Source organism: Ensifer sp. (genome assembly GCF_035999185.1).
Taxonomy (GTDB): domain Bacteria; phylum Pseudomonadota; class Alphaproteobacteria; order Rhizobiales; family Rhizobiaceae; genus Ensifer.
The window spans coordinates 230,411-245,027 of sequence record NZ_DASYHB010000205.1; the positions used below are offsets into that span (position 1 = coordinate 230,411).

Annotated in this window: 13 protein-coding genes; 4 read left to right on the plus strand and 9 right to left on the minus strand. The window is 60.4% G+C overall.

What is annotated here, in order from left to right; all coding sequences use genetic code 11:
* Positions 1-161 precede the first annotated feature (161 nt).
* The 7 genes from VGO04_RS28590 to VGO04_RS28620 form a co-directional block, all read right to left on the minus strand.
* Positions 162-1,172, minus strand: a complete 1,011-nt coding sequence (locus VGO04_RS28590) for a glycosyltransferase family 2 protein (RefSeq protein WP_327499344.1) — start codon at positions 1,170-1,172, stop codon at positions 162-164.
* On the minus strand, positions 1,169-2,098 hold the full coding sequence (locus tag VGO04_RS28595; RefSeq protein WP_327499345.1) for a glycosyltransferase family A protein: 930 nt from the start codon (positions 2,096-2,098) through the stop codon (positions 1,169-1,171). Before VGO04_RS28595 ends, VGO04_RS28590 begins: the two co-directional genes overlap by 4 nt.
* A complete protein-coding gene (locus tag VGO04_RS28600) occupies positions 2,095-3,093 on the minus strand; it encodes a glycosyltransferase family 2 protein (protein ID WP_327499346.1) in 999 nt (332 codons plus the stop codon). The genes VGO04_RS28595 and VGO04_RS28600 overlap by 4 nt, the downstream gene beginning before the upstream one ends.
* Positions 3,090-4,319: a glycosyl transferase family 1 gene (locus VGO04_RS28605; RefSeq protein WP_327499347.1), complete on the minus strand. Its 1,230-nt coding sequence runs from the start codon at positions 4,317-4,319 to the stop codon at positions 3,090-3,092. Before VGO04_RS28605 ends, VGO04_RS28600 begins: the two co-directional genes overlap by 4 nt.
* Positions 4,320-4,407: 88 nt before the next feature.
* On the minus strand, positions 4,408-5,190 hold the full coding sequence (locus tag VGO04_RS28610) for a glycoside hydrolase family 16 protein (RefSeq protein WP_414650615.1): 783 nt from the start codon (positions 5,188-5,190) through the stop codon (positions 4,408-4,410).
* A gap of 2 nt (positions 5,191-5,192) precedes the next feature.
* Complete coding sequence (locus VGO04_RS28615; RefSeq protein WP_327499348.1) at positions 5,193-6,275, minus strand: acyltransferase; 1,083 nt, start codon at positions 6,273-6,275, stop codon at positions 5,193-5,195.
* Positions 6,276-6,710: 435 nt separating this feature from the next.
* Positions 6,711-8,195, minus strand: coding sequence for a lipopolysaccharide biosynthesis protein (locus tag VGO04_RS28620; RefSeq protein ID WP_327499349.1), 1,485 nt, complete (start codon positions 8,193-8,195; stop codon positions 6,711-6,713).
* A gap of 122 nt (positions 8,196-8,317) precedes the next feature.
* Between VGO04_RS28620 and VGO04_RS28625 the strand changes: the two genes are divergently transcribed.
* Positions 8,318-9,283, plus strand: a complete 966-nt coding sequence (locus tag VGO04_RS28625) for a glycosyltransferase family 2 protein (protein WP_327499350.1) — start codon at positions 8,318-8,320, stop codon at positions 9,281-9,283.
* Positions 9,284-9,371: 88 nt separating this feature from the next.
* Positions 9,372-10,316 (plus strand): polysaccharide pyruvyl transferase family protein, encoded by a 945-nt coding sequence (locus VGO04_RS28630; protein ID WP_327499351.1) that lies wholly within the window; start codon positions 9,372-9,374, stop codon positions 10,314-10,316.
* A 46-nt stretch (positions 10,317-10,362) separates the two neighbouring features.
* Here the strand turns inward: VGO04_RS28630 and VGO04_RS28635 are convergent, their stop codons facing one another.
* Positions 10,363-11,379, minus strand: a complete 1,017-nt coding sequence (locus tag VGO04_RS28635) for a glycosyltransferase family 2 protein (RefSeq protein ID WP_327499352.1) — start codon at positions 11,377-11,379, stop codon at positions 10,363-10,365.
* Positions 11,380-11,558: 179 nt separating this feature from the next.
* A complete protein-coding gene (locus VGO04_RS28640) occupies positions 11,559-11,837 on the minus strand; it encodes an exopolysaccharide production repressor protein (RefSeq protein ID WP_327499353.1) in 279 nt (92 codons plus the stop codon).
* A 756-nt stretch (positions 11,838-12,593) separates the two neighbouring features.
* On the opposite strand from VGO04_RS28640, the gene VGO04_RS28645 reads away from it, so the two are divergent.
* Positions 12,594-13,274, plus strand: coding sequence for a sugar transferase (locus VGO04_RS28645; protein ID WP_327499354.1), 681 nt, complete (start codon positions 12,594-12,596; stop codon positions 13,272-13,274).
* A 77-nt stretch (positions 13,275-13,351) separates the two neighbouring features.
* The gene (locus VGO04_RS28650) at positions 13,352-14,617 is read left to right on the plus strand and encodes a polysaccharide biosynthesis/export family protein (protein WP_327499355.1); all 1,266 of its coding nucleotides are present in this window, start codon (positions 13,352-13,354) and stop codon (positions 14,615-14,617) included.

Here is a 14,617-nt window from a genome sequence, read left to right on the forward strand (position 1 = left end):
GCTGGCGCCCAGAATTCTGCGGGCGCCAGAGAGTCAGTTATGCCGCGCGGATGCGGCCTTCATGAGACACGACGGTGTCCCTGGGCGATGCGCGGGCCGCCTCGCGAGTGCCAGCGACCCGGCTCTCAGCTGTGCTGACGGTTTTGACACGGTCCATGGTTCTACCCTTTCCGCGCGTGCGGGGCTTCGCCCGATGGGGGTCGTTTGCCCGACAACGTCGGCGTGGCGGTATGCGCAAATGGCGCCAGCAAGCGGCGCAGTCGCGCGGCTATCGGCATTCTGAGATGCCGCAGCGCCATCGGGTTGCTCATAGCCACCCGGGCGGCGCCGATCAACGATCTGGATTTCAAATGCTCGACGAGACAAAGGAAGGCACGCGCCTCGCGGAGGCTTCGCTCGCGCTGGTGCTGCATCGTCATTGCGTTGGGACCAAGCGCATGCTTTGCGACAAAGTCCCGATCGGCGGCCATCATCGTCTCGACATGGCTGATCTCAAGCACGCGCGAGATCGAACCCTTGCGGACATGATAGCAATAACCAGCGGACGGGTCGACGACGCAGCGTCCGCCAAGGGCGAGCGCCGAGGCAAGCAGGATGTAGTCCTCGCCGATCCGGATGCCTTCCTCGAAGCGCAGTCGAGGGGTGTTCAGAAACTGGCGTTTGAACACGGGCTTCATGTACCCGAAATTGTATGTCGAGCGGAAAAGGACGTTGGAACCGATGAAGGCTTCGAGCGTCAACGTTCCATGGCGCGCAAGCATGGCGTCGGTGAACATGCGCTCGACCCGGCCATCCAGGTTCGCAACATCAATATTGTCGACGGCGATTTCGGCCGCGGCTGCAGACGCAAGTTCGGTCATGCGCTTCAGTCGCCGTGGACTGACGGTGTCGTCGGCGTCGAGGATAGCGATCCAATCGCCACGGGCAACATCCAGTCCGGCATTCCGGGCGCCGCCCGGACCGCAGTTTCTGGCAAGTCGCAGCAGTCGCACCCGTGGATCGGCCACGTCTTCCACCACGGCGCACGTGTCATCACTGGAGCAATCGTCAATCACGATCACCTCCACATCGACACCCTCCTGCGCAAGCGCGCTGTCGATCGCGCGCCGGATGGTGTCGGCGGCGTTGTAGGCCGCGATCACAAAGCTGACGTCTGGTGCGGATCGGGTCATCTGGCGCTGATTGCTCCGTACTGCTGGAGTTCACGAACGCCGAAAAGTCCACTGACGACACCCGCATGCATGACCGCGCGCAAAGCGTAGCGCGAGCGTGCGACCGGCGATCCCGCAAGCAGTAGGCTCGCGAACGCGCAGTAGCCCGATTTTGCCGCCGCGCGCGCAATCTCGACCATTTTGCTGCCCGGCTGACCTTGAGCGCTCAGAAGACGGCCGTGTGTCTGCCCGGAACGAAAGCGGCGCTTTGCGAGCCAGGTGAGGCGCGCTCTCTTTTCAGGCACTGGCTCAAACACCAGCGCATCAGGCGCGTAAGCCAGATGCCCGCCGTCCGCATGCATATGCCGGAAGAATTCCGTATCCTCGCCGCCGCTGCGCCCCAGCGCCAGGTTGAACCGTCTGCCCGTGAGCGCCGGCCGGGTGAGGTCGATGAGGACATTGCAGGTGTAGCCTGTCCGGATCTCGCCATTGACCCAAACCGGACGGGTCGAGTGAAAATCGCCGCGGCGCATCCAGTTCGGCGCCGACAGGGCATATTCCGCCCTTACCGGTCCGAGCACGACGTCCGCACCTGTATCGCGGGCTGTGTCGAGCAGTTGGACGAGCCAGGTGCGCGACACCGTTTCGTCGTCGTCAACGAAGGCGAGATAGTGCCCGCGGCTGACATCGAGGCAGGCGTTGCGGGCGATCGAGATGTTTGACGCCGGACAATGCACGTAGAGAATCTCGAAAGGCGTGGTCAGGCGCATCTGGTTGACCAGCGCTTCGGCGCTCGGCGTCATGTCGTTGTCGGCGACGATGACGCGAATGTCGGCATCATCGGGGATGGTAAGAAGGGCGAGGGAATGGAGCGTTTCCGCAAGCTCCGGCCTGCGGAACGTGCATACCGCAATGTCAATCTGGCGAGTGGTCCGCGGGTCGGTCATGGCGCCACCCCGCGCTTTCTCGAAGCGAGCAATTCGCGCCAGAAGCCCGCAGACCAGGCGAAGTGCATGACCATCGCCGACAGAGCCGCGAGCGGGCCGTAGGGGTTCTTTTGGCCAAGCGCCATCCAGATGCCGTAGCCGATGCAGGCCGCCGCCCAGAGCACGACCGGCACGACCGCGAGCCAATTGATGACGGCGAGCAGGGCGCCGACCGCGACCGGTGCGACCGCAAGCGGCAAAAGTTGCCTGAGACTAGGCCGGGCTCGATGTTTCAACACATTGCGCGCGCGCCCTCGGCCATAGGCGAAATATTGGCGGAAGAGTGGGCCGACCTTGGCGCGGGGATAGTAGATCATGCTCGTCCGGTCCGTCATCCAGATGCGAAATCCGGCCTGATGGAAGCGATAGTCGAATTCGGCATCTTCGTTATGGCTGAAGATTTCGTCGTAGCCGCCGATCGCCTGGAAGGCAGAGATGCGGATCAGCGCATGATGGCCGTGGTCGGCCCAGTGGCTCGCCGCACCCAGGCGATGTTTGGCGCCGCCGTTGCCGAGCTTGGAGTTCTGGGCGCAGGCGGTCGCCTTCTGGAAAGGCGTAAAGCCGACGGTCTGCATTGCGACGACGACGGAGTCGGCGCCGGTTTGCAGGGCCTCATCGACCAAGCGTTCGCAGTAGTCGTCCGGATAGGTGCCATGGGCGTCGATCCGGATCAGATAGTCATAGGCCGAACCGTAGCGAGCGACGGCAAGGTTGATCGCAGCGCTCTGGATGCGCTTGGGATTGTCGAGGGCAAGCACCTGCGGAACGGCCGCGGCAAGACGCATCGCGATGTCGCGGGTGCCGTCGGTGCTGCCGCCATCGACGACCACAATCGCGCCGTTGAGCGCGGCTGCCGCCGGCCGCAGGCTTTGTACCAGGCGCTCCAGATGCTCCGCCTCGTTCAGGCAGGGTATGACGATGAGGGCTCGTGTCGAGACAAGCGTCTTGGTGCTCATGACAATCCACCTTCGTTCTGGGGTGTTTGGGTGTTACGCGGCTTCGGCGCGCGCTTTGGCGTCACAAGGGAAGGGGCGGCCGAGGTAACTGCCGCAAGGCGTCGGACGAGGTCTTCGCAGTCGTTCCGGTTGAAAACCCAGGTTTCCGGCGCGCATGCTGCAATACGCCGGGATGCCTCGACATAACGTTCGGGCGTCATCGATCCGACGACACCCACAAGCGCTTCCGGTTCTGCGTCGTCGAGCAGCATGCCGAGGCCGCGGATCGCCAGGAACCGCGCCGTCTCGGTGCCACGCATTGCGATCGGAACCCGACCGAAGCGGCAACCTTCATAAAGCCGGTTCGGCAGCAACCATTTCGAGTTGCGGCCCTCCTCGAAGAAATCGATCGCCCAGGTAAAGTGCACATCGTCGTAAATCGCACCCAGTTCTTCGGGGCTGCGGTAGGGACCGTGGAAGTGCATGAACGGCTCGTTGCGGATAAAGCCGTCAAAGTCATCGAACTCGCTATAGGCCGGCCGGCCCCGCAGCACGATCTCGAAGCGGCCCTCCATGCGGCGAGAGAACTCGGCAAGCAGCGCCAGCGACTTGCGGCAGCGAAGGGCGCCAAACCAGCCGATCCGCCATGGGCCATTCTCGGGCGCGGTCGCGACCGAAGGCCGCCCGTATGCCTCCCGCTGTGCCTCGTTGAGTTCAAGCACCTTGTTTTCGAGCAGCATCATGGGTGCTGCGATACCGGACAGGGGACGGAAATAGTGCTCGACGAACGCCGGAGAGCTGGTGATCAGCAACCGGACATCCCTGCCGAGAAACGCTTCGCTTGCCCGGAGCGTCCGGCCGGTTGCGTCCGAGCGCAGGAGCAAACGGTGAATGTCGAGGCACTCGTAGACGACAGGTACGTCGCCGCCAAGCACCGAGACAGCCTTCCTGGCGATGGCCAGCATGTCGAGATTGCGTGCAATAATGAGGTGCGGACGTTCGACATTGCGAAGCGACTGCTTGAGCGAAAGGCAGCTTCTGGCCACGGCGCCGATCCGCTGGAAGAAGCGTCCGTCATGGGTTTGGCCAAGTTCGATCGGCTCGACACCTTCAATGGTCGCCAGCGCGTTGGTGCCCCGCCGGAATCCCGCAAGCCTGACCTTTGCGCCGCCGGCAAGCAGCATCAATACGCGTCGGCGAACGGCGGGGTCGGCAAGATCCTGAGCGAGATAGAGTATTTGCAGCATAAAGATCCGGTTTTCTGTCCGGCTTGACCCGGAGACGGTTTAGAGTTTGCGACTGCGGCGCATCTGCCGCGCAGGAAGTGGCCGCCTGCTAGTTCGTTCGGCAGGCGACGGATTCGGCGAACTGGCAATCAGCGCCAGGTGCGGTGAAGGCGATGCGATCGATCTGCATGGTCGACGGACCCTTGTAGGCAAAGGTACCCATCCAATCCGCAAGCGTGTCGGTGCCCCAAAGGCTGAAGAAGATCTTTTGAGGGTTGGCCGGGATCTTCGTGGGATCGGTGACCTCATGCACGAGCTCGCCGTTGACATAGTAGCGGATCCGCTCCTTTTCCCAGACGAAGGCATAATCGTTGAAGCCCTGGTTGGCACCGCCCGGTACGTCGACGAGCTTTTCGTTGCCGCCCTTGGCGGCGACATATTGGTTCACCTGGACCTTAGCCGGGTTCTTGCCGAGCACCTCGAAATCGATCTCGTCATGCGGTTTCTTGTCCGCAGGTCCGATATAGGTGAAGAAGGCGGAATTCAGTCCCGAGCCGTCTGCCGTCTTGACGCGCGCCTCGTAGGTGCCATAGCCGAAGCGCTTGCGCGTCTGGATCTCGCCGCAGGCGTAGCTGCGCTCGCCGAGCTTGCCTTGCTCGAAGGTCAATTCTGCAATGCCGTTCTCAACTCTCACCTGCTTCTTCGACCAGGTGCAGTTCTGGTGCGCGCCATTGTTCCAACCGTCCGAGACGTACCAGATGGCCGTGTCCAGTGTGTCGAAGTTGTCGATGAAGGACGTGCCCGTATTGGTTCCCTCAGCCATTGTCGGACCGGCAAGGCCAGTTGCAAACAGGGTGATCAGGGCGAGGCGGTGAGGTCTTGGGGATCTCATGGTCAGGTCCTTTGCTGAGGGGAGGGTTCGGAGCGAACGGCCCTTGCCGGCGCGGTTGCGTCGCGGGCAGGTCCGGTTCGGCTGCCGGTGAGCAGGGCAGTGAAGTTCGGCAGCCAGCGCCGGGAAAGGCTGTAGGCGAAGGCGAGTGATGCGATCACGATGAACGGGACCGTGCAGTAGAAGGCCGGGTAATAACCGACGCCTGTCCGGTTCCAGATCATCCAGAGGAGGATCAGCAGCGGGAAGTGCGTGCAAAAGATCCAGAAGCTGAGGCCACTTCCGCGGGAAAGTGATGCGCCGGCCCGGGTTCGAACGAGAAGTGCGGAGACGGCCCACGAACCGGCGATGCCGAACAGCGCCGTCAGTCCCCGCAGCATCTCAAGCCATATCGGAAAGTTCGGTCCGTATCGGTAAAGCAGGAGTGAGAGCAGCAGCGTACAGATGATAAGCGCAACGACGATCGGCCAGGCGAAACGGTCGAAACGACGGATGTCGACGTCATGCAGGCTCAGGTAAATGCCGGCGCTAAATCCAAAGAGGATCGACTTCTTCAGGAAAACCCCACTCGGGAACGGCAGCACGACGTAGGCCAACAGCACCGCAAGCGTCTGCGCCGGATAACGCCTGATCAGCCAGGCGAGCACCGGCGAAAGCACGATGCAGAGCAACAGGTCGCGCAAGAAGTAGAGCGGCAGATTGATGGGCATACCGTCGAGCGCAAAGGCGAGGTTCAACCATTCGCGTAGGTTTGCGTGCGCAACGTCAGGCAAGTAGCCCGTGCTCATTTCGTTGCTCTGAGCGATGAAGACCGAAAGCAAGAACGCAAAGTTCCAGATGAGGAAAGGCAACAGGACGGTTCGCGCCTTTGTCGTCAATGTCTTGCGATAATCGAAACTGTCGAGACCGCGACGGAAGAGGAGGTAGCCGGAAATTACGCTGAGGCAGGGCACTCCAACACGGAAGAGGCTGTCACCCAGAAAGACCCGCAACCAATCGAAGCCGCCATAGTTGGCCGCATAAGGACTGGTCGCCGGATCGTAGGGAACGTGAACGAACACGATTCCCGAGATCAGTACGATACGCATCAGATTGATCCGCGACGAAATGTTCGCGTTTACATCCACGATGTCCGTCACCCCCATCTGGCAGCACGTTTTGAAGCGGCCGTTTCAACAGAGCAGACCAGAGCCCGCGATCACTAAGCTAGGCTCGGGTGCGGATGAAAATATGGCGTCGCAACAATCGAATCGACCGATGTCTGTTGCGGCGCAGCATCAAGGATGTTTTTCACTCAGCCCCAATAGAGCGGGTGTGGACGTGTGCGGGAAAGAAAAGACAGTCTTCCCCGTTAGTTGAAGAATATTTGCGGGTGCTGATGTTTCGATGTCATTGCTAGTGTGAAAATTGGAAATACACTGAAAAAGTGTGCGATATTTGTTAAAATTCTCGGTGAGCAGTGCGACAAGGGCACGTCTCCATGCCGAATTGTGGCAAAGATGAGGCGGCCTCGAAGGGCGCGCCTATTCGGCTGCAGTCGTCATTGAGCCTGAAGCACCGCGTGAGCGCGCCAGGTCGTTCAGTTTCGCAAGCAGCGGTTGCTCGGTAAGCAGCACCAGGACAAGGTAGATCAACGATCCGACTGCAGTTCCAGCAAGGAGTTGGAGGAGGGCGTTTGGCAGCATCGAGCCATAGGACTGGAGGAGCAGCCTGACGACGATTGCCATGACGATTGCCGAGGCCAATGGCCGGATCGAGGTGAAGAAGCCTCGCAGGAATGGCAGGCGATCGGCACGGAAAACGACCCAGGAATAGCCGACGAGCGTCGCGAGGTTGACGAGGCAGAGCGCAATCATGGCGTCGACGAGCGAACCGCCGATTGCGCCATAGGCGACGGCGCCGGTCGTGGCGACGGCGCGGATGACGGCCCACCAGAAGAGTATTGTGCCCTGGCCGATGCCCTTGAGGTAGGGGATATAGGTGCTGCACGGCGTCAGCAGTCCCTTGGACAGAGCGAGAAGTCCCAACACAGGCCAGGCCGCAGCCCATTGCTGGCCAAAAAGCACGAGCATCGCCGGCTCGGCAAGAGCCCAAAGGCCGAACATCATCGGCGCCAGCAGGACCGTCGTCACCTGCGTGCTGAGCATCAATGCTTGCGAACGTCGCTGGCGGTCCTCGCTCATGTGGCTGAACGCAGGGAAGAGGACGCCCATGACGGCGGAAAGGACGATCTGGTTGGGGATGCTGGAAAATCGGTTCGCGGCCGAATAGGCGCCGGCATCCGCCAGCCCGAGATTGCGGCCGATCACGACCATGGGCGACTGAAAGGTGACGAAATTGGCGATCTCCGCGCCCATCATCCCAAAGCTGAAACGACTGAGCGACAGCACCCGCCCGGGAGAAAAGACGAACCGTGGAACGTAGCCTGAAACGGCGTAGAGACCGGCGAGGCGAATGAAGGCGGAAACGAAAAGCTGCGCCAACAGCGACCAGACCCCGAACCCCAGAAGCGCCGCCCCAACCGCAACGAGTGCACCGAGGATCTCCGAAAGCATCGTCCAGATCGCGTCCTTGCTGAAATTCATCCGTCGGGCGAGCAGCGAATAGGCGACGTCGCCCGCCAACTGAAGCGGAATGAGCAGGCTCATGATCTGCAGGAGATAGCCTGCCTCCGGAGCGCCGAGCAGGCTTGCGAGCGGATCGGCGAAGGCAAAAAGCCCGAGTGCCATCAGGAGCGAGACGGCGAGATTGGCCCAGAAGGCCGAGTGTATGAGAACCATGTCTTCGTCGCGCGCGACGATGAGTGCCGAGGCGAGACCCGCACCGCCGATCATGGCGAGAAACTGTACGACGGTCAGCGCAACGGCGACGGTTCCGAACTCTTCCGGCGTCAGGATACGCGCCAGAATCGGCACGGTGACAAACTTCAGCCCGAATGTGCCTGTCTTTGAAAGGACGCTCCAGCCGACGTTCCGAGTCACAGACTTGGCGTTTACGTTTGAAGGCATGATGAGCATCCTGTGAGGCCTTTGAAGGATTTCCGACAAAGGGCAAGCGCTAGACTTGAAGTCGCAGCCCGGTGGGACGGGGCCGAGCAAGACTCTTTTAGAGAAACCGCAGGGGCGAAAAGATGGCGAAGCTGACTGTTATTATTCCTTACTATCAGAAGGAGCCGGGTATTCTTCGGCGCGCGCTGGCGTCGGTCTTCGCGCAGAGCTACCAGGACTTTCACATTCTGGTTGTAGACGACGAATCGCCCTATCCGATCGATGAGGAGTTGAATCCGCTCGGCAAAGACGAACGGGCGCGCATATCAGTGATCCGGCAGGCCAACAAAGGTCCGGGTGGTGCGCGCAACACCGGTCTTGATCATGTGCCGGCCGATAGCGCGTTCGTGGCTTTTCTCGATTCCGACGATGTCTGGACCGTGGATCACCTGAAGAATGCCCATGACGGCATGAGCAACTTTGGCGCCGACTGCTACTTCGCGTCGATCACCGGTGGTGATGCGTTCTACTACCATTTCGGCATCGCCGATCTGGAAAAGAGCGCCACCGTCGTTCGGCTGCAGGACGAACCGCTCGTCGTCGAAATACCTGAGCTGACCGAGGTCATGCTGAAGAACTGGAGCTTCCTGCATCTCTCCTGCATGGTGATTGGGCGGAGCCTTTTCGAGACGGTTCGCTTCGACGCGGACCTGCGTCTGGCGGCGGAAGACGTATTGTTCTTCTGCGACTGCATTCTTGCCGCCGGTCGCGTCGTTCTGTGTGACTCAGCGGGTGCCGAACGGGGTGAGGGGATCAACATCTTCCATTCGATCGACAACGATTCACCTGAATTCCTGCAGCAGCAATTCAATACCTTCGTCGCCCTCGAAACGCTGGAAGGCCGCTTTTCGCGCAAGCCCTCAGCGATTGCGTCTATCCGCTCCTATCAACACACGGCGCGTCGCCAGGCGCTGTGGAGCCAGGCGCGCCGGCTCAAGCGGCGCAAGTCGCCGCAGTTTCAGTTGCTGGCGCGATGGGTCCTGCGCGATCCGAGGCTGTTGCAAAGTGCGTTGGCGCTCGCTGTCGGAAAATTTTCCCGGTCACACTGATCGGATCACGAACGTCTTCGTGGAGGAAGGGCAAGTCCGCCAGGCGCGGCATCGAATATTTATCGCATTCTGAAGGAAGGGACCGCCTATGAACCCCTATTATTGGGAATCGCAGCACGGCAATTTCGGCGACGACCTCAATCTCTGGCTTTGGGATTTCCTGTTGCCGGGGTTTCGCGACGTCCATGAGGATATCCTGCTTGTCGGCGTCGGCACGGTCCTCAATCGCGCGCTGTTGCCGGACGGAGGTCGAAAGCTCGTTATCGGCAGCGGCTTCGGATACGGCACGTTGCCGGACATGCGAAACGCCGCCGAATGGGACCTGCGTTGCGTCCGCGGCCCGTTGACGGCCGAAAAGATCGGGCTTGCACCGGAGCGCGGCATCATCGACCCCGCGGTCATGGTCGCCGACATGCCCGAATTCCAGAACCTGCCGAAGTTGCACAAGCGCAGCTTCATTCCGCACTGGGAAAGTGCCATCGCCGGCATGTGGCCCGTCACCTGCGGCACGGTCGGCCTTCACTACATCGATCCGCGCGGAGAGGCCAAAAGCGTGATCCGGGAAATTGCGCAATCGGAATTCATTGTCGCGGAATCGATGCACGGCGCCATTCTGGCCGATGCTTTCCGGGTTCCCTGGGTGGCGGTCACCACGTCCGACGGCATCAACAGCTTCAAATGGAACGATTGGGCAAGAACCGTCGGGGTCGACTACCAGCCACGTCACGTGCCGGTGTCGAGCCGCGCCGAAGCCCTGATCAAGGGCGCGCGGTTCTGGGGCATGGATGTCGAGGCGCAATCGCAGCGGTCGGAGGCTGTTGAACGGCGGTCGAACGATGACGACGTTGCCCTGCGCGAGCCGAGGCAGACCTTCCTTCGCAGTGCGGCGAAACAGGTACTTGCCGCGCCGTCGACGCTTGCACTTTGGCAGGCGACGCGAGCCGCCCCCCAATTAAGCCACGACAGCCGTCTTGCCGACCGCAAGGCGCAGTTTCAGGATGCGCTTGCGGCGGTGCGCCGAGCCTATTTCTAGCCATTCTGACCGCGCGATGCTGCCCGAAGCCTGGTGTCGGTCTCGCTCAGGATTGCTCCGGCCGATGGGAGAGCAGGTAGCGCAGGCCACCCGTTCCGGCGGCGCTGATCGCCGCATGGCGGGAACGCCTGAAACGCTCGGTCTTGTCGGCAAGAATGCCGATCGCGATGGCGGGAACTGCATTGGGTTGCCACAGCAGATAACCGATTGCGGCCCGCGCGCCCCGCTGTTTTTTCAGATCGAGGAAATGCCGGTGCTGATAGCGGCCGCGGACATGACGCTCATGTCGGCGGATCGCGGCCGCCGCTTCGCTGTCGAGGTTGTTCGCAGCAAGGATGTTGCGATCGGCCTCATAGAGTCGCTTGAGGTCTTCCGTGCGGTGACGTCCGCTCAGCGAGTTGCCGCGCACGATTGCGGCATAGCCGCAGCTATGGATGACCTTGTAGCGGGCGCCCTTGGTCAGCGCCCGCAGGTATAGATCGTAGTCCTCCCCGAGCCGCAGGGGTTCCCGATAGCGGATGCCGTTCGCTTCGAGGAAATCGCGCCGCATCAACGGCTTCAGGAAGCCGATTTCGCCGCGCCTCGCATTTCTGCGCGAAATGTTGCCATCGACAAAATCGACGAGATGCAGCCGTCGCGGTTCCGGCGGGAAGTCTTCTACGACAGCTGCCGCGCTGTCGGCGGCGGCTTCGTCCATGAAGGCGATATTGTCGGCAATGAAGTCCCAATCTCTCTCGCAAAGAAGACGCGCGAGACGACCGGGAAAAAAGAAATCGTCGGCATCGAGGATCGCCAGGATCGGAGACCGGCTGATCGAAATCGCGTGGTTGCGCGCAGCCGCAGGCCCCCGGTTGTTTTCGAAACGAACAATTGTCAGCCGCCCCGTGTCATCGTCGGCGTCCTGCGCGGCCGCAGAGGTCGCGTCTGTGGAACCGTCGTCGACAACGATCACTTCCGCAGTTTCCGGCTCACGAAGCGCGGATGCAATCGCGCGGCCTATGGTTTCCTGCGCGTCCTTGGCAGCAATGATAACGCAGACCTTGGTCTCTACGGCTGTGTTCATGAAGGCTCCAGCATCGTGTCTCAGCAGCGCCTGTTATCGTCTCGAGGACGTACAGCGGCACAGACGTCGCTGCCCGTGCGTTGCGCGGCGGCGTCGGCACAATGCCGGGCGATCGTGTCGCGATCGCGTCAAGGGAGGGGCTTTTTTGAGGAGCTCGCCTGGAAACGAGCTTGTCACATTCAACGGTTGAGGTGGCCCGGACGGTTCAACGGTGGCGTCTTGGTGCCCGACTTTTCCTCTCCAGCCGCACGCAACGCTTCGGCTGCCTGCTTTTCGCTTTCCCGGGCCTTTTTCCAGACAAGGAAGAGAATGGCGATGAAGTAGCCAATCTGCATCAGAACCGCGCAGATCGCCGTCTGGATCAAGGTGGGCGTTAGCGAGCCATTGAGGAAGTATGTGACAACGGCAAAAACCGTTAGAGCGCCAACCATGCTGACAAAGACGCGTGGTCCATACATGGTATCAACTCACACTCGAATACATCGCTGGGTGGATCATTGCTGCTGCGGGCCCTCCTGCTCCCGATTTCAATATATTGGCGTCGACTGTCGTCTTCAACCGCCAATGGATGACAGTCATATTGCGCGTTTGACTGTCGAACGGTTTATGTCGCGTTTAAACCGGGGCTAAGCCAATCAAAAACTTTTGAGCACGCAATTGATGAGCCGCGCCGACGCAAAATGCGTCCGAATCGGATTTCTACACGCTGCAGGAGAGTGCCATCCAAAGGCGGCCCATTGGTTGTCATGGAGAAAATCGGCTGATCAACTTTTGTTACAAGGTTGTCTGCCTCTTCCTCCGATTGTGTGCGCTGCGAAAGCTTGGTGCGCCGCAGCATTCTCTTCGGGATATAAACGGCGATCAATCTTTCTGGCCATAGAGGCGTTCATCCAAAGCTTAAAGAAAACAAAGAACTGCTTTTTTCGCTCGTCGAGATGAGAATGTAATTCTGAATAGGGCGGACAATACAGTGGTACGCGCAATTTTAGTCTTTATGGCACAACAATACGATTGTCAGGACCGTCTTAAACACTACATATTCGAAAGTGATGATGTATGGCGCGCGTGCTCGGAGGCGACGCCCGCCATTATTTCGCCTTCAAAAGGCAAATCCTAACCATACGTTCATTCTTCGCAATGAATGCGCCCGCTCGGGCTAGAGGCCCCTGCCTGGGGAGACCGACCAATCGCCAAACGTAAATGGAGTCATCTCTATGAAGTCTGCGACCAGATCGGCCAGTTCGCCGTTTTTCAGTGCCGCAGAGACTGCGGCCTTTCCGCCCTTGGGCGGTATTTCGAAGCGTGGCTTCGATATTCTTGCCGCTTCGCTGGCGCTCGCCTTCTTGAGCCCGCTATTTCTGATGCTGATGGCCCTCATCAAATTGTCCGATGGGGGCAAGGTCTTTTACGGCCATCGTCGTGTGGGTCACAACGGAAGGACATTCCGCTGCCTAAAGTTCCGCACCATGCGGGCCGATGGCGATCGCGTTCTGCAACACCATCTCAGGCGCAACCCGTCCGCCTATGAGGAATGGCGTGCAACGCGCAAACTGCAGAACGACCCTCGGGTGACTGTCGTCGGCAGCGTTCTGCGCAAACTGAGCCTTGATGAGCTGCCGCAGCTTATCAATATCATTCGCGGTGAAATGAGCATCGTCGGCCCGCGACCCGTGGTCGAGGATGAGCTCGAACTCTATGACAGCGCTGCCGTCTACTATCTGCAGTCTCGCCCGGGTCTGACCGGCCTGTGGCAGATCAGCGGACGCAACGACGTTTCCTACGAGGCGCGCGTCGCGTTCGACATGCACTATGTGCAGAACTGGTCGATGCTCAGCGATTTTTCCATCGTCGTGAGAACGATACCCGCCGTTTGCTTTTCGCGCGGCAGCTACTGACGAAACAGCGTCTCCGGCCTCGGCACGATCGATAGGGATCGCATGCGGGGCCGGCGCCTCATTTTCGGGACGCCCAGATGACACATCACGATTTGACAGGGAAGTCGCGCATTTCCCGCACACTGGTGCATTTCCATGCTTCCGTGTTGATCGCATTGATCCTCGGCGCCACCCAAGCTCGCGCCGAGGATTACCAGCTCGGCACGATGGACAAGCTCAAAATTCGCGTTGCCGAATGGCAGACCGCCGAAGGGGCGGTGCGCGACTGGTCGGTTGTCAGCGGGGAATACACCGTTGGCCCGTCCGGTACCCTGTCCTTGCCCTTCATCGGCGACTTGCCGGCAGCCGGCAAGACCACCGCGGAAGTCGGCGAAGCGATCGGCGAAAAGATGCAGACCCTGTTCGGTCTGCGTGATCGCCCGTCCGCCTCGGTGGAGCTTGCACAATACCGCCCCGTCTATCTCTCGGGCGAGGTGCAGAAGCCCGGCGAATATCCTTTTGCACCCAATCTGACCATTCTGAAGGCTGTCAGCCTTGGCGGCGGATTGCGCCGCGCAGAAAACGGCCAGCGTTTTGCGCGCGACTACATCAACGCCCATGGTGATTCGAGCGTCCAGACGGCCGAGCGCAACAGGCTGTTGATCCGTCGCGCGCGCCTCCAGGCCGAGATTGCGGAGAAGGAAGGGATCGACCTGCCGAAGGACCTGCAAGGCGTCCCGGACATCGACAAGATCTTGACCAGCGAAACGGCCCTGATGGCTTCGCGTGATCGCAAGCAGAAACTCCAGTTGAAATCTCTTGCTGACCTGAAATCGCTGCTGGAGAGCGAGATCCAGTCGCTGTCGAAAAAGTCGGAAACCCAGAACCGTCAACTCGGCCTCGTTATGGAGGATCGCGAAAAGATCGAAGGTCTCGCCGAGAAGGGGCTGGCGCTCAGTCAGCGCAAATTGCAGTTGGAACAACGGGTTGCCGAGTTGCAGGCCGCACTTCTCGACATCGATACGGCATCCCTCAAGGCCAAGCAGGATGTGAGCAAGGCGACGCAGGACGAAACCAATCTGCGCAACGATTGGGACGCGCAGCTGGCGCAGGATCTGCAAAATACCGAGGCCGAACTCGACACACTGTCGATCAAGCTTGGTACCAGCCGTGACCTGATGACCGAGGCATTGCTGCAGTCGACGGAGGCGGCCCAGTCGAAGGACAACAACGCTGAGGCGACGATCGCCTATTCGATCGTCCGGGAGCGCGACGGCAAATCGACCGAGATTGTCGCCGATGAAAACACGCCCGTTCTGCCGGGCGACGTCATCAAGGTCGAAGCCAACCTGGCGACGCAATAG